Origin of the sequence: Bradyrhizobium sp. 160 (assembly GCF_023073735.1) — a bacterium.
GTDB lineage: Bacteria > Pseudomonadota > Alphaproteobacteria > Rhizobiales > Xanthobacteraceae > Bradyrhizobium.
Genome location: NZ_JADPKD010000057.1, coordinates 253,601 through 271,321, shown reverse-complemented (window position 1 = coordinate 271,321; position 17,721 = coordinate 253,601). Strand labels below are relative to the sequence as shown.

Annotated in this window: 19 protein-coding genes, 1 pseudogene and 1 riboswitch; of the genes and pseudogenes, 4 read left to right on the top strand and 16 right to left on the bottom strand. The window is 64.2% G+C overall.

Features of this window, described 5'->3' with window-relative positions; all coding sequences use genetic code 11:
- Window positions 1–75 precede the first annotated feature (75 nt).
- Entirely contained in the window at window positions 76–561 is a 486-nt protein-coding gene (locus tag IVA98_RS24105; RefSeq protein WP_247296059.1) for a J domain-containing protein, read from the top strand.
- A gap of 86 nt (window positions 562–647) precedes the next feature.
- Here IVA98_RS24105 and IVA98_RS24100 read toward each other — a convergent pair whose 3' ends face one another.
- From IVA98_RS24100 to IVA98_RS24090, 3 genes are all read right to left on the bottom strand, one after another.
- Window positions 648–899 carry a hypothetical protein gene (locus tag IVA98_RS24100; protein ID WP_247296061.1) on the bottom strand — a complete coding sequence of 84 codons (252 nt, stop codon included), beginning with the start codon at window positions 897–899 and terminating at the stop codon, window positions 648–650.
- A 238-nt stretch (window positions 900–1,137) separates the two neighbouring features.
- The gene (locus IVA98_RS24095) at window positions 1,138–1,398 is read right to left on the bottom strand and encodes a hypothetical protein (protein ID WP_247278415.1); all 261 of its coding nucleotides are present in this window, start codon (window positions 1,396–1,398) and stop codon (window positions 1,138–1,140) included.
- Window positions 1,399–1,555: 157 nt separating this feature from the next.
- Window positions 1,556–1,939 carry a RidA family protein gene (locus tag IVA98_RS24090; protein ID WP_247296064.1) on the bottom strand — a complete coding sequence of 128 codons (384 nt, stop codon included), beginning with the start codon at window positions 1,937–1,939 and terminating at the stop codon, window positions 1,556–1,558.
- 501 nt (window positions 1,940–2,440) lie between these two features.
- Between IVA98_RS24090 and IVA98_RS24085 the strand changes: the two genes are divergently transcribed.
- Window positions 2,441–2,875, top strand: coding sequence for a hypothetical protein (locus IVA98_RS24085; RefSeq protein WP_247296066.1), 435 nt, complete (start codon window positions 2,441–2,443; stop codon window positions 2,873–2,875).
- 157 nt (window positions 2,876–3,032) lie between these two features.
- Here IVA98_RS24085 and IVA98_RS24080 read toward each other — a convergent pair whose 3' ends face one another.
- From IVA98_RS24080 to IVA98_RS24045, 8 genes are all read right to left on the bottom strand, one after another.
- A complete protein-coding gene (locus IVA98_RS24080) occupies window positions 3,033–3,680 on the bottom strand; it encodes a glutathione S-transferase family protein (RefSeq protein ID WP_247296067.1) in 648 nt (215 codons plus the stop codon).
- A 231-nt stretch (window positions 3,681–3,911) separates the two neighbouring features.
- Window positions 3,912–4,430, bottom strand: a complete 519-nt coding sequence (locus IVA98_RS24075; protein ID WP_247355642.1) for a mismatch-specific DNA-glycosylase — start codon at window positions 4,428–4,430, stop codon at window positions 3,912–3,914.
- Between the two features lie 171 nt (window positions 4,431–4,601).
- Complete coding sequence (thiC, locus tag IVA98_RS24070) at window positions 4,602–6,500, bottom strand: phosphomethylpyrimidine synthase ThiC (protein WP_247296070.1); 1,899 nt, start codon at window positions 6,498–6,500, stop codon at window positions 4,602–4,604.
- Between the two features lie 171 nt (window positions 6,501–6,671).
- Complete coding sequence (locus IVA98_RS24065) at window positions 6,672–7,280, bottom strand: thiamine phosphate synthase (RefSeq protein WP_247296072.1); 609 nt, start codon at window positions 7,278–7,280, stop codon at window positions 6,672–6,674.
- A complete protein-coding gene (locus IVA98_RS24060; RefSeq protein ID WP_247296074.1) occupies window positions 7,267–8,049 on the bottom strand; it encodes a thiazole synthase in 783 nt (260 codons plus the stop codon). The genes IVA98_RS24065 and IVA98_RS24060 overlap by 14 nt, the downstream gene beginning before the upstream one ends.
- Before the next feature lie 154 nt (window positions 8,050–8,203).
- Complete coding sequence (thiS, locus tag IVA98_RS24055; RefSeq protein ID WP_247296076.1) at window positions 8,204–8,401, bottom strand: sulfur carrier protein ThiS; 198 nt, start codon at window positions 8,399–8,401, stop codon at window positions 8,204–8,206.
- A complete protein-coding gene (locus IVA98_RS24050) occupies window positions 8,392–9,402 on the bottom strand; it encodes an FAD-dependent oxidoreductase (protein WP_247296078.1) in 1,011 nt (336 codons plus the stop codon). The genes thiS and IVA98_RS24050 overlap by 10 nt, the downstream gene beginning before the upstream one ends.
- Window positions 9,390–9,518, bottom strand: a riboswitch (TPP riboswitch). Its footprint overlaps the gene before it by 13 nt.
- 155 nt (window positions 9,519–9,673) lie before the next feature.
- Window positions 9,674–10,252, bottom strand: a complete 579-nt coding sequence (locus IVA98_RS24045; RefSeq protein WP_247355641.1) for a lytic transglycosylase domain-containing protein — start codon at window positions 10,250–10,252, stop codon at window positions 9,674–9,676.
- A 228-nt stretch (window positions 10,253–10,480) separates the two neighbouring features.
- Between IVA98_RS24045 and IVA98_RS24040 the strand changes: the two genes are divergently transcribed.
- Together IVA98_RS24040 and IVA98_RS24035 are read left to right on the top strand one after the other, a co-directional pair.
- On the top strand, window positions 10,481–10,681 hold the full coding sequence (locus tag IVA98_RS24040; RefSeq protein ID WP_247296082.1) for a hypothetical protein: 201 nt from the start codon (window positions 10,481–10,483) through the stop codon (window positions 10,679–10,681).
- Between the two features lie 365 nt (window positions 10,682–11,046).
- Window positions 11,047–11,571: a PRC-barrel domain-containing protein gene (locus IVA98_RS24035; protein WP_247296084.1), complete on the top strand. Its 525-nt coding sequence runs from the start codon at window positions 11,047–11,049 to the stop codon at window positions 11,569–11,571.
- Between the two features lie 96 nt (window positions 11,572–11,667).
- Here the strand turns inward: IVA98_RS24035 and IVA98_RS24030 are convergent, their stop codons facing one another.
- From IVA98_RS24030 to IVA98_RS24010, 5 genes and pseudogenes are all read right to left on the bottom strand, one after another.
- Window positions 11,668–12,882 carry an ABC transporter substrate-binding protein gene (locus tag IVA98_RS24030; RefSeq protein WP_247296086.1) on the bottom strand — a complete coding sequence of 405 codons (1,215 nt, stop codon included), beginning with the start codon at window positions 12,880–12,882 and terminating at the stop codon, window positions 11,668–11,670.
- 158 nt (window positions 12,883–13,040) lie between these two features.
- Window positions 13,041–13,870: pseudogene (locus IVA98_RS24025) on the bottom strand (ABC transporter permease).
- Window positions 13,867–15,129, bottom strand: coding sequence for an ABC transporter permease (locus IVA98_RS24020; protein ID WP_247296092.1), 1,263 nt, complete (start codon window positions 15,127–15,129; stop codon window positions 13,867–13,869). The pseudogene IVA98_RS24025 and the gene IVA98_RS24020 overlap by 4 nt, the downstream one beginning before the upstream one ends.
- A 279-nt stretch (window positions 15,130–15,408) precedes the next feature.
- Window positions 15,409–16,467 carry an ABC transporter substrate-binding protein gene (locus tag IVA98_RS24015; protein ID WP_247296094.1) on the bottom strand — a complete coding sequence of 353 codons (1,059 nt, stop codon included), beginning with the start codon at window positions 16,465–16,467 and terminating at the stop codon, window positions 15,409–15,411.
- Between the two features lie 76 nt (window positions 16,468–16,543).
- Window positions 16,544–17,653, bottom strand: a complete 1,110-nt coding sequence (locus IVA98_RS24010) for an ABC transporter ATP-binding protein (RefSeq protein WP_247296096.1) — start codon at window positions 17,651–17,653, stop codon at window positions 16,544–16,546.
- Window positions 17,654–17,721 lie beyond the last annotated feature (68 nt).

The following is a 17,721-nucleotide window of genomic DNA, read 5'->3' as shown; positions in this document are numbered from 1 at the left end:
AAAAGCTAACTCGAAATTAAGGGGTCGGAAACGGCGGCCTTGGCATACTGATCTTGATTGCTAAACGTTGCGCGCATGATGGAACGGCTTGAATCCTGGAAACTGGCGCTCGAGCGCCTGCGGTCGGCGCAGTCTGCCGATTGGGCCGAGGCGGGCCGCTTGGTGGCCGAGATCGCGCGGATGAGCAGTGACGTCACGCTGCGCCAGGCGGCGGAGCAGGCGCTGCCGGTGCTGCGCCAGGCCGTGGACAATGACGATCACAGCGTCACGCTGGCGGCCCAGCGCCGCGTCGGTGTGGTCCTCGATGTCATTCATGATCTGACCGCACCGCGCTTCGGTCGCCGCAATGGCATGCCGAAGAAGCTGTCGCGCGAGGATCGCGCCCGCAAGGTGCTCGGCCTGCCGCTCGCCGTGCAGCTCACTTGCGAGGACATCAACCGGGCCTATCGTCGCGCCGCCAAGGACATGCATCCCGACCATGGCGGCAGCGCGCAAGCCTTCATCGACCTCGCCGCCGCGCGCGACATCCTGATTCATCCCGGTGCGCACAAGGACGCGTGAGAGCGGGTCAGCTCACGTTCACGCAAAAAAAGGCCGGGCAAGAACGCTGGCGTCCTTGCCCGGCTCTTCGTCGGCCGATCGAATCGTTACCAGGTGCAATGGCCGTTCCTGAGCGCCTGATCTTTCACCATCAACGCATCGCCGAACGTCGGTACGGTCGCGCTGACGCGGGCATAGTCGGAAGGCCAGGGCGTCGTCGGGATGCTCTCGTCCCAGATCTGGCAGAAGCCGGTGTCCTGCCAGCGGATCAGGTGATAGCCGGCCTCGGCAGGGCTCGCAGCGACGAACGCAGTGACGGCAAGACCGACGGCAGCGCAGAGCACGGAAATACGATGCATGATCAGCTCCTCAAAATGAAAGATGGATGCGCCTCCCGACAATGACGGGGAGGGGCGGTGCGGGACGTTTTTGGCATACGCCCCGGCAAGATGTGAGTAGGTCCGCCGGCCGATCAGGTTCAAAGCGGACACGCGGGACAATGCGTGAATTTGGCCCGGAAAACGCGAGCCTCTTCCGAAAAGAAAAGGGCGGATCGCTCCTGCGATCCGCCCTTCAAACCGGTCCGTTGCGTGAGCTTCAGAGCGTGCAGCGGCGCTCCGAGCGCAGCTTGATCTGGAGGTCGGAGGCAGCCTGGAAGGTCGGCAGCGGCTTGCTGACGACCTTGTAGGTCGACACGCCGAACTGGAACGGCTTGTATTGCAGGTCCTCGTTCCAGACCTGGCAGATGCCGGTGTTGTCCCAGCGGATCACGTAATAGCCGGCCTTCGCCGAAGCGGGCACGGCGAACACGGAAGAAGCGATGCCGGCAACGGCACAGAGCGCGAGTGCGCGACGCATGAAGTATCTCCTTGTGGGGGAAGTGTGTGACGCGAAAATTCGTGCGGTAAAAGCAGGTTCTTGGCAAGCCGGAGAGCGGCCGTTCACGGACATGTCAGACAGCGCCGGGCATTTGGTTTGGCCGCGTGCCCGGCAAGTCACACGCACTTCGTGCGGCTCACTTCGACAGCGATGCCACCGCCTCGATCGCGATCAGCATCTTCGGATCGGGCAGCGCCTGCACCACGCAAGTTGTGCGCGCCGGGTAGGGCGGCGGGCCGAAGGCGCCGGCATAGAGCGCGTTCATGGCGGCGACGTCCGCAGCGCGGGTCAGCAGCACGTTGACCTTGGCGAGGTCGCGGATGGTCGCGCCGGCCTCGTCGAGCACGCGTCTGATGTTGACGACGACGTTGGCGAACTGCGCCTCGAACCCATCGGGCAGCGCGCCATTGGCATCGAAGCCGGGAATGCCGGAGACGAACAGGAGGTCGCCGACGCGCGTGGCAAAGGACAGCGGCGGCGCCTTGACGTGCGGCGGGGGCGCGAAATGCTGGATCGGCATGGATCACCTCGGTCGGTGTTCTCGTGTTTCAGGAGCGTAGCGGCAGGCCGGGGCCGCTCAAAACAAAATATGCGAAAACAACCCCATGCACAGTAGAAAAGCCGAGACGTGTCAACGTGTTCGGGAAGTCCGAAATAATCGTTGACCCGTCGGGCAAAACACTGGCAGAATGGCATCATGGCGACAATGCGCTGTAGCTTCAAACTCCACCGTTATGCTCCGGCTTGCCGCCTTCGCTAAAGCTTCGGCGGCCGAGCACCCTTGAGGCCCCGGCGTAGCCTTGGCGGAGCCGGGACCGGGGTATCGAGTACGCCGGGGCCTCTCGGCTCAACCATGACTGCTTCTGGAATACTGGATCGCCCGGCGCGGGCGATGACAGTTGGATGCGCTGCTGCATCTTGCACGTCACGTCCGCCCCCATCATGTTGCCGCCGCGATCGATCGGATAGATTTGTCGCGTCTGATTCGATCCCCCCTAAAAATAGCCCCCCGGAGACACCCATGAAGTTCGCATCCACCTTCCGCGCCGCGCTGGTCGCCATCATCGCCCTGGCTGGCCTCGCGACTGCGGCACGGGCCGACAGCGGCTTCGTGACGCTGACGATCTACAAGGCGGGCTGGATCATCGGCGGCTCGGGCGGCAGCGGCGTGCTCAGCTTCCGCGGCCGCACCTATGGGCTCTCCACCGGCGGCCTCGACTACGGTCTCGTGTTCGGCGGCTCGAAAACCGTACTGCGCGGCCGGGTCTCCAACATCAACCGTCCCTCGGATGTGGCTGGCGTCTACGGCGCCGCCGGTGCCGGCCTTGCCGTCGGCCGCGGCGCCCGTGCCATCGTGCTGACCAACCAGAAGGGCGCGGTGCTGGAATTGACCGGCCAGCAGATCGGGTTGATGGCGAATGCGGATCTCAGCGGGCTTGCGATCACGATGCGGTAGGAGGGCTGTGTAGGGTGGGTTAGCCGCTCACGAACGCGGTCCTTCACTACGGAACGGCGCAAGGCGTACCCACCTCCTCCTCCGTCTCCGCGGCGACAGAAGCGGTGGGTTACGCCGCGCGGCCTGCGCTTCGCTTTGGCCGCGCAGCTAACCCACCCTACGAGTTCGTCGTGGTGAACACCGCAAGCTGCGCATCGAAAGCCCGCCTGAAAGCCGGCCGCGCCTCGCCGCGGGCGACATAGGCGGCAACGGCAGGATACTCGTCCAGCAGGCCCGACGTGTTCAGCCTGCGCAGCACCGTCACCATCATGAGATCGCCGGCGCTGAACGCGCCGTCGAGCCAGTCGGCACTGCCGAGGTGGCGGGACAATTCGCCGAGCCTGACACGGACGCGGTCCTGGAGCATGGGCAGGCGCTCCGCGTACCAGCTCTTGTCGCGCTCGAACAGCATCGCCATGGCGAGCTCGACGATCGGCGGCTCCACCGTGCTGAGTGCGGCAAACATCCACGCGATTGCACGGCTCCTCGCGTTCGCATCCTTCGGGAGCAAGCCATCGTGGCGCTCGGCGATCTGCAGCACGATTGCCCCGGACTCGAACAGGACGAGATCGCCGTCCTCATAGGTCGGGATCTGCCCGAAGGGATGCAGCGCGCGATGCGCCGGTGCCTTCATCGCCTCGAATGACACAAGGCGAACGTCAAAGGTTTGGCCGACCTCCTCCAGCGCCCAGCGCACCCGCATGTCGCGCGCCTGGCCCCGGCCGCGGTCGGGGGAGTTTTCGAAGGCGGTGATGGTGGGCGGCATGTGGGGCTCCGGGGTGCGATTGGTCAGAGGACGAATGATGGGTGCGGATTCCGACAGGCTGTCTCGCCATTCCCGCTGCGTAGGGTGGGTTAGCCGATCACGAACGCGGTCGCTCGATACGCGACCGGGCAAGGCGTAACCCACCACGTCCGCATCCGCGGTAACAGAAGCGGTGGGTTACGCCACGCGGACAGCGCTTCGCGCCACCGCGAGGCTAACCCACCCTACGAGCTACGAGCCGCAGCCGATCCACGCCGCCAGTTCGCGCCACGGCTCGATCGTCCAATGCCCGGACGCCGCACCGGACGGCGAGGGAAGCACGAAGACCTCCGGCAGGCTCGCATCGCGCGCCTGCCGGCCCAGCGCAATCGCAGCTGACGGCCTGCCATAAAACAAGCTCGCCGCCTTCTTGCTCGTAAACGCAATCGTCCGCGGCCGATAGGTCTCCATCTTGGCCCTGAAGCCCGGCACGTCGATCGTCTCCGTCGCGATCTGGTGATCCATCCCGGCGCCCGTCTTGGAGAGATCGGTGAAGCCGATCCCGAGCGCGAGCAGCGATGCAAACTCGCTCGGTTGATAGCGCCGCGGCGTGATCCCCGCTTCATGGATCGCCCGCCAGAAGCGGTTGCCGGGATGGGCGTAGTAGTGCCCGAGTTCAGCCGAGCGCGCAGAGGCGGCGGTGCCGACGAAGACGAGGCGGAGGCCCGCGCGGAGCTGGTCGGGGAGGCGGTGGAGGGTAGGGGTGGGCAAATCGACCAACCTTAGCGTGCACAGAGCGTCAGCGACATCCGGGCCGCTGTCAATCTCGGATGTCGCTTCGCTCGTCCTGGCTACGCTGCGCTCTAAAAAGAAGCCGAGCTTTCGCCCGGCTTCTCGCTCCTGATGGATGCTCGAGCAAGCCCGCGCATAACGAGCGGAGAATTACAACACCCGATTACTCTCCTTCACCTTCTCCGCATCCAGATATACGCTCGATCCCATCTCCTTGAACTTCTCGCTCATCTGCTTCATGCCGTCTTCGACGGTGCCGGCCATCGACATGCCCACCGAGTTCGGATCGTTCAGCGTCGCCGCGTAATCCCGCACGTCCTGGGTGATCTTCATCGAGCAGAATTTTGGGCCGCACATCGAGCAGAAATGGGCGACCTTGTGGGCTTCCTTGGGCAGGGTCTCGTCGTGGAAGCTCTTTGCGGTGTCCGGATCGAGGCCGAGGTTGAACTGGTCGGTCCAGCGGAATTCGAATCGCGCGCGGGAGAGCGCGTCGTCGCGCAGTTGCGCGGCGGGGTGGCCCTTGGCGAGGTCGGCGGCGTGGGCGGCGATCTTGTAGGTGATGACGCCGGTCTTGACGTCGTTGCGGTCGGGCAGGCCGAGATGCTCCTTCGGCGTGACGTAGCAGAGCATGGCGCAGCCGAACCAGCCGATCATGGCCGCGCCGATGCCTGAGGTGATGTGGTCGTAGCCCGGCGCGATGTCGGTGGTCAGCGGTCCAAGCGTGTAGAACGGCGCCTCGCCGCACTCCTTGAGCTGCTTGTCCATGTTGATCTTGATCTTGTGCATGGGCACGTGGCCGGGGCCTTCGATCATGACCTGGCAGCCCTTGTCCCACGCGATCTTCGTCAGTTCGCCGAGCGTCTCCAGCTCGGCAAACTGCGCGCGATCGTTGGCATCCGCGATCGAGCCCGGACGCAGGCCGTCGCCAAGCGAGAACGAGACGTCATACTTGCGCATGAGGTCGCAGATCTCGTCGAAATGCGTGTAGAGGAAGCTCTCCTTGTGATGCGCAAGGCACCACTTGGCCATGATCGAACCGCCGCGGCTGACGATGCCGGTGACGCGGCTGGCGGTGAGATGGATATATTGCAGGCGCACGCCGGCGTGGATGGTGAAATAGTCGACGCCCTGCTCGCACTGCTCGATCAAGGTGTCCTTGTAGAGCTCCCAAGTCAGCTTCACGGGATCGCCGTTGCACTTCTCCAGCGCCTGGTAGATCGGCACGGTGCCGATCGGCACCGGCGAGTTGCGCAAGATCCATTCGCGCGTGGTGTGGATGTTGCGTCCGGTGGAGAGGTCCATCACGGTGTCGGCGCCCCAGCGGATCGCCCAGACCATCTTCTCGACCTCTTCCTCGACCGAAGAGGTCACCGCCGAGTTGCCGATATTGGCGTTGATCTTGGTCAGGAAGTTGCGGCCGATGATCATCGGCTCGAGCTCGGAATGGTTGATGTTGCAGGGGATGATGGCGCGGCCGCGCGCGATTTCGTCGCGCACGAACTCCGGCGTGATGAAGGCGGGCACCGATGCGCCAAAGCTCTCGCCGTCGGCGAGCGCGGCTTCCGCGCGCTCGAGCTGCTGCTTGCGACCGAGATTTTCGCGCTCCGCGACGTAGATCATCTCCTTGGTGATGATGCCGGCGCGGGCGAATTCGAGCTGCGTGATCTTGTGGCCGGGAAGGCCGCGCAGCGGCTTGTGATAGGCCGAGAAAGCGCGCGCGGCCTTGTCGGTGGAGACGCTGCCATTGTCCTCCGGCTTGATTTGGCGCCCCTCATATTCCTCGACGCCGCCGCGCTCCAGCACCCATTGCTTGCGGTTGCGCGCAAGGCCGGCGTTGACGTCGATGGTGACGGACGGGTCGGTGTAGGGACCCGAGGTGTCGTAGACCGGCAGGTTCGGCTCGCCGGCGCCTTCGGAGAGGATGATCTCGCGCAAGGGCACGCGCAGGTCGGGCGCGGCGTCGGGCGTCGCGAAGATTTTTCGCGAGGAGGGAAGGGGACCGGTGGTGACGGCGGGGACGGTCTTGTCGGGGTTGGAGCGGATGTTCATGGGGATTCTCCGGTTAATTCTGTTCTGCGTGCGTTGGCGCGACTACGGTGAATTCTTGCTCCGTCATTGCGAGGAGCCCTTGCGACGAAGCAAATCCAGACCGCCTTCGCGGAAAGTTCCTGGATTGCTTCGCTTCGCTCGCAATGACGGGTGGTGAGAGCGGAGCGATCATCACGCAGCCTCCACTGTCAGGTCGAGCCATTGCCGCACGCGCGCATCCGGGTCGGGATTTTGCGTGACGTCGGAAACCACAGCGATGGAATCCGCGCCTGCGGCAAAAATCTCCGCAGCGTGCTCGAGCTTGATGCCGCCGATCGCGACCAGCGGGATATCGCCGATGCGCTTTTTCCATTCGGTGATTTTTGGAATGCCCTGCGGCTCGAAGCGCATCGATTTCAGCGTGGTGAAGAAGATCGGGCCGAGCGCGACGTAGTCGGGTTTGGCTTTGAGCGCGGTCGCAAGCTCGTCGTCGTCATGGGTGGAGATGCCGAGCGACAGCCCGGCCTCGCGAATGGCCTTGAGATCGGCATCCGCCAGATCCTCCTGGCCGAGATGCAGATATTTGGCGCCGGCAACGACCGCGGCGCGCCAATAGTCGTTCACGACCAGCTTGGTCTGCGTGTCCTTGGTGATCGCCAGCGCATCGGTGACGATCTGCAGCGCGTCGGCGTCGTTCAGCTCTTTCGCGCGCAGCTGGATGGTGCCGACGCCGAGTTTCGTCAGGCGCTCGACCCATGTGAGGCTGTCGACGACGGGATAGAAAGGATCAGGATACGGCATGCCAGAACGGGGTCCCAACGACAGGGGTGGACGGGGAGGCGAAGTCGCGGGCGTCCATCAGCCCGGCTTCGTAAGCGGTGCGGCCGGCCTCGACGCCGAGACGGAAGGCGTTGGCCATCGCGACGGGATCGGCGGCCTTTGCGATCGCGGTGTTGAGCAGCACGGCATCGTAGCCGAGCTCCAGTGCGTGGGCCGCGTGGGAGGGCGCCCCCAAGCCGGCGTCGACGACCAGCGTGATGTCGGGCAGGCGCTCGCGCAGCAGTTTCAGCGCGTCACGGTTGATGATGCCGCGGGCCGAGCCGATGGGGGCTGCCCATGGCATCACCACCTTGCAGCCGGCATCGACCAGGCGGTTGGCGACCGAGAGATCCTCGGTGCAATAGGGGAACACTTCAAAGCCGTCCTTGATCAGGATGCTGGCGGCCTCGACCAGGCCGACGACGTCGGGCTGGAGCGTGTCGTTGTCGGCGATCACTTCGAGCTTGATCCAGGACGTGCCGAACAATTCGCGGGCGAGTTTTGCGGTCGTCACCGCCTCGCGCACGCTGCGGCAACCGGCGGTGTTCGGCAGCACCGTGACGTCAAGCTCGCGGATCAGCTTCCAGAACGCGTCTCCGGTCTTGCCGCCGGCGGATTCGCGGCGCAGCGAGACGGTGACGATGCTCGCGCCGGAGGCGCGGATCGCGGCCTGCATGATCGCGGGCGAGGGATAGAGCGCGCTGCCGATGAGGAGGCGCGAGGCGAAGGTCTTGCCGTAGAAGGTCACCATGTGAAAGGTGTCTCCTTGAATGATGATGTCATCCCCGCGTAGGCGGGGATCCAGTACGCCGCGGCAGCGCGGCTAGGACCGTGAAGCCGCGGCGTACTGGATCGCCCGGTCAAGCCGGGCGATGACAGCGGAGCGTGTGGCGCGTACATCATCCTCACCCTCCCTGCCGCGGCGTGATGATCTCGATCTCGTCGCCGGCTTTCAGCTGCGTCTCCGCCCAGCGGCTTTTCGGCACGACGTCGTGATTGAGCGCGATGGCGAAATGGGTGCCCTCGTAGTCGAGCTCGGTGAGCAGCGCGTCGACGCTGGCCGAGCTCACTTCGCGTTGCTCACCGTTCACGATCACCCGCACTGCATCACCTCATTGTCGATCTGGCCACGCTGGACATAGGCAAGTGTCAGCTCGGCGAGCGCCGGCGCGAGCAGGAAGCCGTGGCGATAGAGGCCATTAACGGCGATCTTCTCGCCGCGAATCCCGATGCGCGGCAGATTGTCGGGATAGGCGGGACGAAGCCCGGAGCCGAATTCGACGATGCGGGCTTCGCCGAAGGCGGGGTGCACGGCGTAGGCGGCGCCCAACAGCTCGAGCGCCGAGCGCACGCTGACGCCGGTGTCCTCGGCCTCGATCGAGGTCGCGCCCAGCATGAACAGATTGTCCTCGCGCGGGATGACATAGAGCGGCCAGCGCGGATGGATCAATCGCACCGGACGCGCAAGCTGCACCTCGTCGGTCTCGATCAGGATCATCTCGCCCTTGACGCCGCGCAGCTCAGGCTGCTCGTCGCGCGCGGAAAGGCCGCGGCAGTCGATCACGATGCCGTCGAGCTCGGCGGCGCTGACGCGGCTTTCGAACTTGATGGTGCCGCCGGCGGCGCGGATGCGCTCGTGCAATTTCGGCAGCACGCGGCGCGGCTCGACATGGCCCTCGCGCGGGAAGAACAGGGCTTCGCGGAAGCGGCCCTCCAGCGACGGCTCCAGCGCGGCAAGGCCGGCCGCATCGAGCCGCTCGTGACCCTCCGTCATGCGGGCAAAGCGCTCGAAATCATTGCGCTCGCGGGGATGGGCGACGACGAGCGAGCCGTTGAACGGCGTTTCCGGCAATTCGCGGCGCCAGATGTCGAGGGAGCGCAGGCCGAGGCGGCTGACCATGGGTTCGGCCACCTCCGCCTCGCAATAGGGCGCGAGCATGCCGCCGGCCCAATGGCTGGTGGCATCGGTCATGGCGGCGTCACCACGCTCGTGTAACGTCACGGCATGGCCGGCCTGCGCGAACAGCAAGGCCTGCCAGGCGCCTGCGATGCCTGCGCCGATGATAGATACCGGTGAATCCGGTCGCTTGGTGGTCTGCAACATCCCTGTCCCTTCGCCGGCATGACCCGGATCAGGTTCAAAGGGTCACCGCGGTCCTGGGCGGTATTGCCCATTTAGCGGTATCTCAGCTCCTCCTCGGAGCACCCCTCGGAACGGCTCTAATGTATGCCAGTGACGGGCGGTGTCAACGCGTTAAGCCACACGGCCGTCATTCCGGGGTGATGCGAAGCATCGAACTATGGTGCGCAATTGCGCACCTGAGAATCTCGAGATTCCGGGTTCGGTCCTGCGGACCGCCCCGGAATGACGATCTCTAGCGAGGAACCTGCGCCCGGGCGTTGCGGACGCGCTGGACGAGCTTCCTGGGCGACGTGGCGCCCAACATCGGCTGCGGGTTGCCGTTCGGCTCGAGCCAAGTCTCCCCTAAATTGGTCTCGCCCATATTGGTCGTGCCCAAGTTGGTCGGGCCGATAGTGGCGACCTGCACGGCCTCCTGCCGCTGCCGCTTTGCCGCATAGTAATAGCCGCCCGCGAAATAACGCACGGCTCGGGCATGGTCGCCATTGGCAGCGCGATAGGCGCCGGCGAGATATTTAACCGCATAGGTGAGGTTGGTGTTGGGATCGCGCAGGCCTGCGGCATCGCCGGTGTAGCCGACGCCGCGGGCGGTCGCGAGCTTGATCTGCATCAGCCCGATGGTGCCGCCACGGCCGACGAGGCCGGGCTGATAGCGGCTCTCGCGCATGATCACGCGGTGGACCAGCGCCTCCGGCACGCCGTTGGCGCGGGCATGGGCTGCGACCATCTCGGCGTCTTCGGCTTGGCCGGCGAATGCGCCCTGCGGCAAAATCAGTGCGGCTGCGAGCAGCGCGGCAACGCGTAAAATTTTCATCGAAATATTCCTTGGCAGAACGGACCTGCACCCGTGCGGGTTAGGCCGTGGGAACACGGCGATGATGTGGCGAAACGCCGCCTTCGGCGATTTTCGTTGGGCCGTCGCTTTTACGACTCAAACTCACGTTAAGCTTGGGGCTGGCGGAGCGCCTTACGCGACGGCTGGTCTGTCCATCCGTGTCTCCGCCCAAAAATCGCTTTCAAAACAGCATTCGGGAGGACGTCCATGACCCCGCCACGCATCGACGACATTCCCACGCAGAACCCCTGTGCACAGTGCGGCACGCCGATTCCGTTCCCGGACTGGATCGAGCCGGGCGAAGGCCGCGTTTCCTATCTCTGGAATTGCCACGCCTGCGGCTACCGCTTCGAGGCGGTGGCGATCTTCGATGAGCACGCCATCAAGCAGCCGCCGCTCGCGGCTTGAGCTACGCCGCCGGAATGAGCGCGGAAACTCCAGCAATTGCTACAGGCGGTCCAGCAATCGCAATCGTCGTCCTCCTACGGTGCCAAGGGCAGCGCGCCGAGCGTCGCGCGCTTCTCCGCGCTGCTGATCGACTACAAGAGCTGAGCTGAGCGACGTTCGGTCGGCGCGTTGTTCGCCGCGATCGTGCTTCTCTCCAGGGCGCGTGGGCGGAATCGTGCGCTGCAATATGTTCCCGGGTGACGCAGGAACATGCCCTGGGCGCTTTTCGGCTCGCGCATCGCGCGACGAAATTGCCGCCCGCACGGAACTGGGCGTGATCAGCGCTGTTTTCTCCGCACGAGGTTTCTGTCGAAGGAGAGGACAACATGATGAAGTCGATCGTCGCCGGTCTTGCCGGCACAGCACTGCTCGCGACCGCTGCGTTCGCGCAAACGCCGCCCGCCACCACCGACAAGGCGCCGGCCGCGGCCACCGCCACGACGACGAGCGCGTCCGACCAGTGGCGCGTGTCGAAAATGTCGGGCGTCAAGGTCTATAACGAGGCTAACGAGAACATCGGCTCGATCAACGACCTCTTGATGGACAAGAGCGGTAACATCAAGATCGCCGTGATCGGCGTCGGCGGCTTCCTCGGCATGGGCGAGCATCTGGTCGCGGTGCCCTATGAGAAGCTGAAGTTCGTCAACGAGGCCGTCGCCTACTCCGGCACGGGAGCCACCAACCCGCCCGGCCGGCCGGCTGCGACCACGACGACTGGCGCGGCGACCGGCACCGACAAGACCGCGACGACCACGACCTCGTCGGCGTCGAAATGGTATCCGGATCATGCGGTGTTCAACGCCAGCAAGGACGAGCTGAAGAACATGCCGGAGTTCAAGTACTCGGAGTAATGGACTTCTAAACCCCTCAACGAAGCGCGCCCGGTTTCCCCGGGCGCGCTGTCGTGTCTTTCGTCATTGCGGCGAACTTGCGTATGACGACGCAGTTCAATGCCCCTTCACCAGAGGGCAGCCGCCCTTGTCGAGCGGACGGAAGGCCTCGTCGCCGGGTACGGTGGCGATCAGCTTGTAAAGGTCCCACTCGCCCTTGGATTCCTCGGGCTTCTTGACCTCGAACAGATACATGTCGTGGACCATGCGGCCGTCGATGCGGATCTTGCCACCTTTGGCGAAGAAGTCGTTGATCGGTGTCTTGCGCATCTCCTCCATCACCTTCGGCGCCTCGTCGGTCTTGATGGCGTCGATCGCCTTCAGATAGTGCATGGTCGCCGAGTAGAGGCCGGCCTGGATCATCGTCGGCATGTGGCCGACCTTCTCGTTGAAGCGCTTGGAGAAGGCGCGCGTCTCCTCGTTCATGTCCCAGTAGAAGGCGTCGGTGACGATCAGGCCTTGGGTCGCCTTGATGCCGAGCGAATGCGTGTCGGTGATCTCCTGCAACAGCGCGATCATTTTCTGGCCGCCCTGGGTCAGGCCGAACTCGGAAGCCTGCTTCAAGGCGTTGGTGGTGTCGCCGCCGGCATTCGCCAGCGCGACCACCTTGGCCTTGGAGGCCTGGGCCTGGAGCAGGAAGGAGGAGAAGTCCGACGAGTTGAGCGGATGGCGGACCTCGCCGAGCACCTTGCCGCCGCTCTCCTTCACCACGTTGGCGGCGTCGCGCTGGAGCGCCATGCCGAAGGCGTAGTCGGCGGTGACGAAGAACCAGCTGTCCTCGCCGCGCTTGACCATTGCCTTGCCGGCGACGTTCGACAGCGCATAGGTGTCGTAGGTCCAGTGCACCGTGTTGGGCGAGCAGGCGGTACCGGTGATGTCGGACGAGCCGCCGCCGGAATTGATGTGGATCTTGTTCTTCTCGCGTGTCAGCGCCGAGACCGGCAGCGCCACCGAGGACGTCGGCACGTCGAAGATCGCGTCGACCTTGTCGTTGTCGTACCAGTTGCGGGCGATGTTGACGCCGACGTCGGGCTTGTTCTGGTGATCGGCGGCGATGACCTGAACCGGCTTGCCCGCAACCTTGCCGCCGTAATCGGCGACCGCCATCTCGACCGCGGCGAGCGAGCCCTTGCCGGTCGCGTCCGCATAGAGGCTCGACATGTCCGTGAGCACGCCGATCTTGACGGTGTCGTCGGAAATCTGGGCCTGTGCGGTGCTGCATGTTGCGGCAAGCGTGAAGCCCGCTGCGACCGCGGCGATGAGTTTTTGCACGTTCTTTCTCCCTGCGTGTTGTTGTTTGGGTTTTGTTGCGCGCCTGTTCTAGCCGCAATCGGCGCCGCCGGCTAAGCCAGGAGCGCCGTAGCGGAATGCAAAAAGGCGGGGGCTGAGCGGGGTATTGGGAGTTCTTCGAGATCGCTTGGCGACGCCGGTCAGGCGCTGCTGCTCTTGAGCCGTTCGTTGCGCCGACGCAAGCCTTCCAGGGTAGCGAGGAGGACGACGGATACCGTCGTCAGCACCACCGCCGCTGCCGTGATCGTCGGGCTGATGTTCTCGCGGATGCCGGCGAACATCTCGCGCGGCAGGGTGCGCTGCTCGGGACCTGCCATGAACAGCACGATCACCACCTCATCGAAGCTGGTCGCGAAGGCGAACAGCGCACCCGACGCCAGGCCGGGCAGGATCAGCGGCAGGATCACGCGGCGAAACGCTTGAAGCGGCGAGGCGCCGAGTGAGGCGGCGGCGCGCGCCAGGTTGGTGTCGAAGCTTTGCAGCGTCGCGCCGACAGTGATCACCACAAACGGCGTCGCCAGCGCCGTATGGGCCAGGATCAAGCCGAGATAGCTGCCGGTCAGTCCGATCGGCGCGAAGAAGAAATACAGACCGACCGCGGTGATGACGCCAGGTACCACGACCGGCGACAGCACGAAGGCCAGCACGAGCGGCTTGAACCGGCTCCTCCACTGCGCCAGTCCCAGGGCGGCCAATGTGCCGAGCACCATGGACAGCACGGTCGAAGCGACGCCTATGATCATGCTGTTCTTCAGCGAATTCATCCAGCGCGGCGAATTGATGAAATCGTCGTACCAGCGCAAGGAGAGGCCGGGCAGCGGATAGGTCAAGTAGGAGCCTGAGCTGAAGGACAGCGGCATGATGCCAGGATTGGCGCGATCAGGAAGATGAACACCAGCGCGGAGACAATGATCGTCGCGGTCCACGCGATGCGCTGGCTGGGCGTGCGGAGGGGGGAATTGTCGCTCAATTCTTCATTCCTCCCGTAACCTGCTGCCCATGCACCAGCTTTCCGTAGACGAGAGCGAGCAGAAGAGTGGCCAGCAGCAGCACCGCGCCCAACGCCGAGGCAAGTCCCCAATTGGCCGTCTCGGTCGTGTAGAGCGCGATGAAGTAGCTGATCATCTGATCGGCGGCGCCGCCGACGAGCGCCGGCGTGATGTAATAGCCGAGCGCCAGGATGAAGACGAGCAGGCTTCCCGCGCCGATGCCGGGCAGGGTCTGCGGCAGGTAGATGCGCAGGAAAGCGGTCAGCGGTGGCGCACCGAGCGAAGCGGCGGCACGCATGTAAGCAGGCGAGATCGCCTTCATGCTGCTGTACAGCGGCAGAATCATGAACGGCAGGAGAACGTGGGTCATCGCCACGCAGACACCGAAGCGGTTGTAGATCAAGCGCAACGGCTCGTCGATGATGCCAAGCCAGTGCAGGCTGTCATTCACGACGCCCTTGCTCTGCAACAGCACGATCCAGGCGCAGGTGCGGACCAGAAGCGACGTCCAGAACGGGAGCAGGACGAAGATCATCAGCAGGTTCGACCGGCCGGGCGGCAGCGTCGCCAGTAGGTAGGCGACCGGGAAGCCGAGGATCAGGCAGAGCGCCGTGACGCTGATGCTGATGAGGAAGGTGCGGGCGAAAACATCGCGGTAGATGGCCTGATCCGGCGCGGCCGCGACGATCGCGCCGTCTGCGTTTCGCGTCAGGTCGAGCGCCGCCAGAAGGTAGAAGCCGGTCACCGGACCGCTGGCGTCCTTGATCGTCGTCCAGGTGGCGCGTTCGCGCCAGGCCGGATTGATCTTGCCCAGCGTCTCCTTGGCCGTGCCGGGCTCCGGCACCGCCTTCAGATTGCGTGCCGTGCTGGTCAGGATCGTGCGGAAGCCATTCAATGCGTAGTTCAGCCGCTTGGCCGCAATGGCGATGGTGCCGGAGGCGCGCGCCGCCAGGATGTCGCTGGCCAGCGCCGCATAAGCCTTTTCATCCGGCAGGTCCCTGCCATCCCAGCTGGCGAGAGCAGCTACCGTGTGAGGGAAGACCTGGCGCACCTCCCTGTCCTCGACCGAGCGCCACAACATGCCGGCGATGGGCCCGGCGAACGTGAAGAGCAGGAAGACGAGAAGCGGTGCCACCAGCGCAAATGCCTTGACCTGCCGTGTCCGCTCGGCACGCCTCAGCCGGCGCTTGAGCGGCACCTCGGTCGACGCATTGGCGTCGGTCGAGAGCGCGTCCGTCATCGATCGAGCCCCTTTGAACGGATATCCCTCGCTAATTCGGGTAGGTCAATCTCATCTGGCCTTTTGGAGCGGCCGGTGCAAGCGCCTCGTCCGTCGAGACGACCGCTTCGCGGTCTCCTCAGGATGAGGCTTATTGACATAGGTGCCTGAAAGGTCGCTGCCACAGACTCAGACCTCATCCTGAGGGCCCGCCGTAGGCGGGCATCTCGAAGATGCGCCACGGGCGAGTTGTCCGCCACGCACCCTCTACCTGTTGCGTAAGTCGGTTGCCGCCGCGCGCTATCTCGCCGCCCATTTGTTGAAGCGTTCGGTCAGGCGGTCGATGTTCTCGAGCCAGAAGCCAACGTTGATCTCGACCGCGTTCTTGATGTTGTCAGGCGCCGTCGGCAGGTCCTTCAGAACGGCGGGCCGTAGCCGCGCGGCTGCGTCCTTGTTCGAGGTGCCGTAAGCAATGTTCTCCGACAATTTTGACTGGTTCTCCGCCTTGCCGACGAAGTCCAGGAATTTGTAGGCGGCGTCCTTGTTCGGACTCGCCTTCAGAATGACCCAGCTGTCGAGAGTGAAGAGCGCTCCATCCCATACGATGCCAAAGTTCTTCTTCTCATTCTTGTTCGCGGTGTCGATGCGGCCATTGTAGACCGAGGTCATCGCCACCTCGCCGGACGCGAGCAATTGCGGCGGCTGGGCGCCGGCTTTCCACCAGACGAGGTCGCCCTTGATCGTGTCCAGCTTCTTGAAGGCGCGATCGATGCCCTCGTCGGTCGCCAGCACCTTGTAGACGTCCTTCGGTGCGACGCCGTCGGCCATGAGAGCGATCTCCAGCGTCGTCTTTGGGCCCTGGCGCAAGGCGCGCTTGCCCGGATATTTCTTGATATCGAAGAAGTCGGCCCAGCCCTTCGGCGCCTCCTTCAGCTTGTCCTTGTCGTAGCCGAGAACGAAATCATAAAGGATCGCGCCGACGCCGCAGGGATTGACCGCCGGTGGGATATAGGCGGACTCGCCGCCGATCCTGGAATAATCCAGCTTCTCGAACAGACCTTCCTCGCAGCCTACCGCGAGTTCGTCGCTCTCGACCTGGACCACATCCCATGTGGCGGCGCCCCCCTGCACCTTGGCGCGCAGCACCCCGATGCCGCCGTCCCAGGACTCGTCGTTCATCGCAATCCCGGCCGCCTTCTTGAAAGGCTCGAAATAGACCTTCTTTTGGGCATCCTGATAGGCGCCACCCCACGATACGACGGTGAGGTCACGCGCCTGCGCCATTGTCGTCAGCCCGGCGCTGGCGGTGAGCGCCGCGGCGAAACCCAAGACAATCTTGCCAATCTTGCGCTTCAGCATGGTCCTTGTTCCTTCTTCATGTGAGTTGCGTTGAGATGCCCGACCGCTTGTTTTGGATGAAGGCTGCAGGGTTGAATCAGACGGGATCGAGGGCCAGGCAGTCCTCCGGGCGAAAGGTGATCGACACGCTTTCGCCTTGTCTCAGACTGTGATGCGCTCCGGGCTGAAGCTTGACCATGAACTCCGCATTGCCGGCGACGCCGAGCACGGCCAGCGCGTGATCGCCGAGATAGATGGTGCTCTGCACCTTGGCCGGCAGGCGGTTCGGTCCGTCGTTGGAGGTGCCATCCGGGACAATGGAGATCCGCTCCGGCCGTACCGAGAGGGAAGTCGATGCGCCTGCGCGTGATACATTGACCGCCCGCGCGGTCACGGCGCCGCCACCGGCCAGCGCGACGCGGCAATATTCCTTTTCGATCGTTTCGACGGTGCCGGCCAGCACATTGTTCTCGCCGATGAAGTGGGCGACGAAGCTGTTCACCGGATGCTCGTAAAGCGAGTCGGGCGTATCGATCTGCTGCACAATGCCGTCGTTGAATACGGCGATACGATCCGACATCGTGAGCGCTTCACTCTGATCGTGGGTCACGTAGACGATCGTGATGCCCATTGTCTCGTGGAGTTGCTTGATCTCCAGCTGCATCTGCTCCCGCAGACGCTTGTCCAGCGCGCCCAACGGCTCGTCCATCAGCACGAGCTGCGGATTGAAGACCAGCGCACGGGCCAGTGCGACGCGTTGCTGCTGACCGCCGGACAACTGCCCGGGCCGCCGGTGTGCCAGGCTTTCCATCTTGATCATGCGCAAAGCCGCGCGGACGCGCTCCTGCGCTTCCGCCTTGTTGGTTTTGCGAACGGATAGCGGGAAGGCGATATTCTCCGCAATCGTCAGATGCGGAAACAAGGCATAGTTCTGGAATACTATGCCGATGTCGCGCCTATGCGGCGGCACGTTCTTGATCGGCCGGTCAGCGAGGTAGATCTCGCCATGGGTCGGAACCTCGAAGCCAGCGAGCATCATCAGCGTGGTCGTCTTGCCCGAGCCCGACGGGCCGAGCAGGGTAATGAACTCGCCCTTCTTGATCTCGAGGTCGAGGTTCTTCACCACGAGGTGCTCGCCATCGTAGGTCTTCTGAATGCCGGAAAAGCGTACCAGTGCCGGCGCAGGCGTGACCATGCCGGCTTCCATGTCGTCCTCGCGTTATCAGCTACGATGCTGTCAGCACCTCGTTCGAGTTGCGAGGAACAGCTTAGCAT

Bases quoted from the DNA above. Each gene is read 5' to 3' on its own strand.
- IVA98_RS24105 (WP_247296059.1), top strand. From the start codon at position 76: ATGATGGAACGGCTTGAATCCTGGAAACTGGCGCTCGAGCGCCTGCGG.
- IVA98_RS24100 (WP_247296061.1), bottom strand. From the start codon at position 899: ATGCATCGTATTTCCGTGCTCTGCGCTGCCGTCGGTCTTGCCGTCACT.
- IVA98_RS24095 (WP_247278415.1), bottom strand. From the start codon at position 1,398: ATGCGTCGCGCACTCGCGCTCTGTGCCGTTGCCGGCATCGCTTCTTCC.
- IVA98_RS24090 (WP_247296064.1), bottom strand. From the start codon at position 1,939: ATGCCGATCCAGCATTTCGCGCCCCCGCCGCACGTCAAGGCGCCGCCG.
- IVA98_RS24085 (WP_247296066.1), top strand. From the start codon at position 2,441: ATGAAGTTCGCATCCACCTTCCGCGCCGCGCTGGTCGCCATCATCGCC.
- IVA98_RS24080 (WP_247296067.1), bottom strand. From the start codon at position 3,680: ATGCCGCCCACCATCACCGCCTTCGAAAACTCCCCCGACCGCGGCCGG.
- thiC (WP_247296070.1), bottom strand. From the start codon at position 6,500: ATGAACATCCGCTCCAACCCCGACAAGACCGTCCCCGCCGTCACCACC.
- IVA98_RS24065 (WP_247296072.1), bottom strand. From the start codon at position 7,280: ATGCCGTATCCTGATCCTTTCTATCCCGTCGTCGACAGCCTCACATGG.
- IVA98_RS24060 (WP_247296074.1), bottom strand. From the start codon at position 8,049: ATGGTGACCTTCTACGGCAAGACCTTCGCCTCGCGCCTCCTCATCGGC.
- IVA98_RS24050 (WP_247296078.1), bottom strand. From the start codon at position 9,402: ATGTTGCAGACCACCAAGCGACCGGATTCACCGGTATCTATCATCGGC.
- IVA98_RS24045 (WP_247355641.1), bottom strand. From the start codon at position 10,252: ATGAAAATTTTACGCGTTGCCGCGCTGCTCGCAGCCGCACTGATTTTG.
- IVA98_RS24040 (WP_247296082.1), top strand. From the start codon at position 10,481: ATGACCCCGCCACGCATCGACGACATTCCCACGCAGAACCCCTGTGCA.
- IVA98_RS24035 (WP_247296084.1), top strand. From the start codon at position 11,047: ATGATGAAGTCGATCGTCGCCGGTCTTGCCGGCACAGCACTGCTCGCG.
- IVA98_RS24020 (WP_247296092.1), bottom strand. From the start codon at position 15,129: ATGACGGACGCGCTCTCGACCGACGCCAATGCGTCGACCGAGGTGCCG.
- IVA98_RS24015 (WP_247296094.1), bottom strand. From the start codon at position 16,467: ATGCTGAAGCGCAAGATTGGCAAGATTGTCTTGGGTTTCGCCGCGGCG.
- IVA98_RS24010 (WP_247296096.1), bottom strand. From the start codon at position 17,653: ATGGAAGCCGGCATGGTCACGCCTGCGCCGGCACTGGTACGCTTTTCC.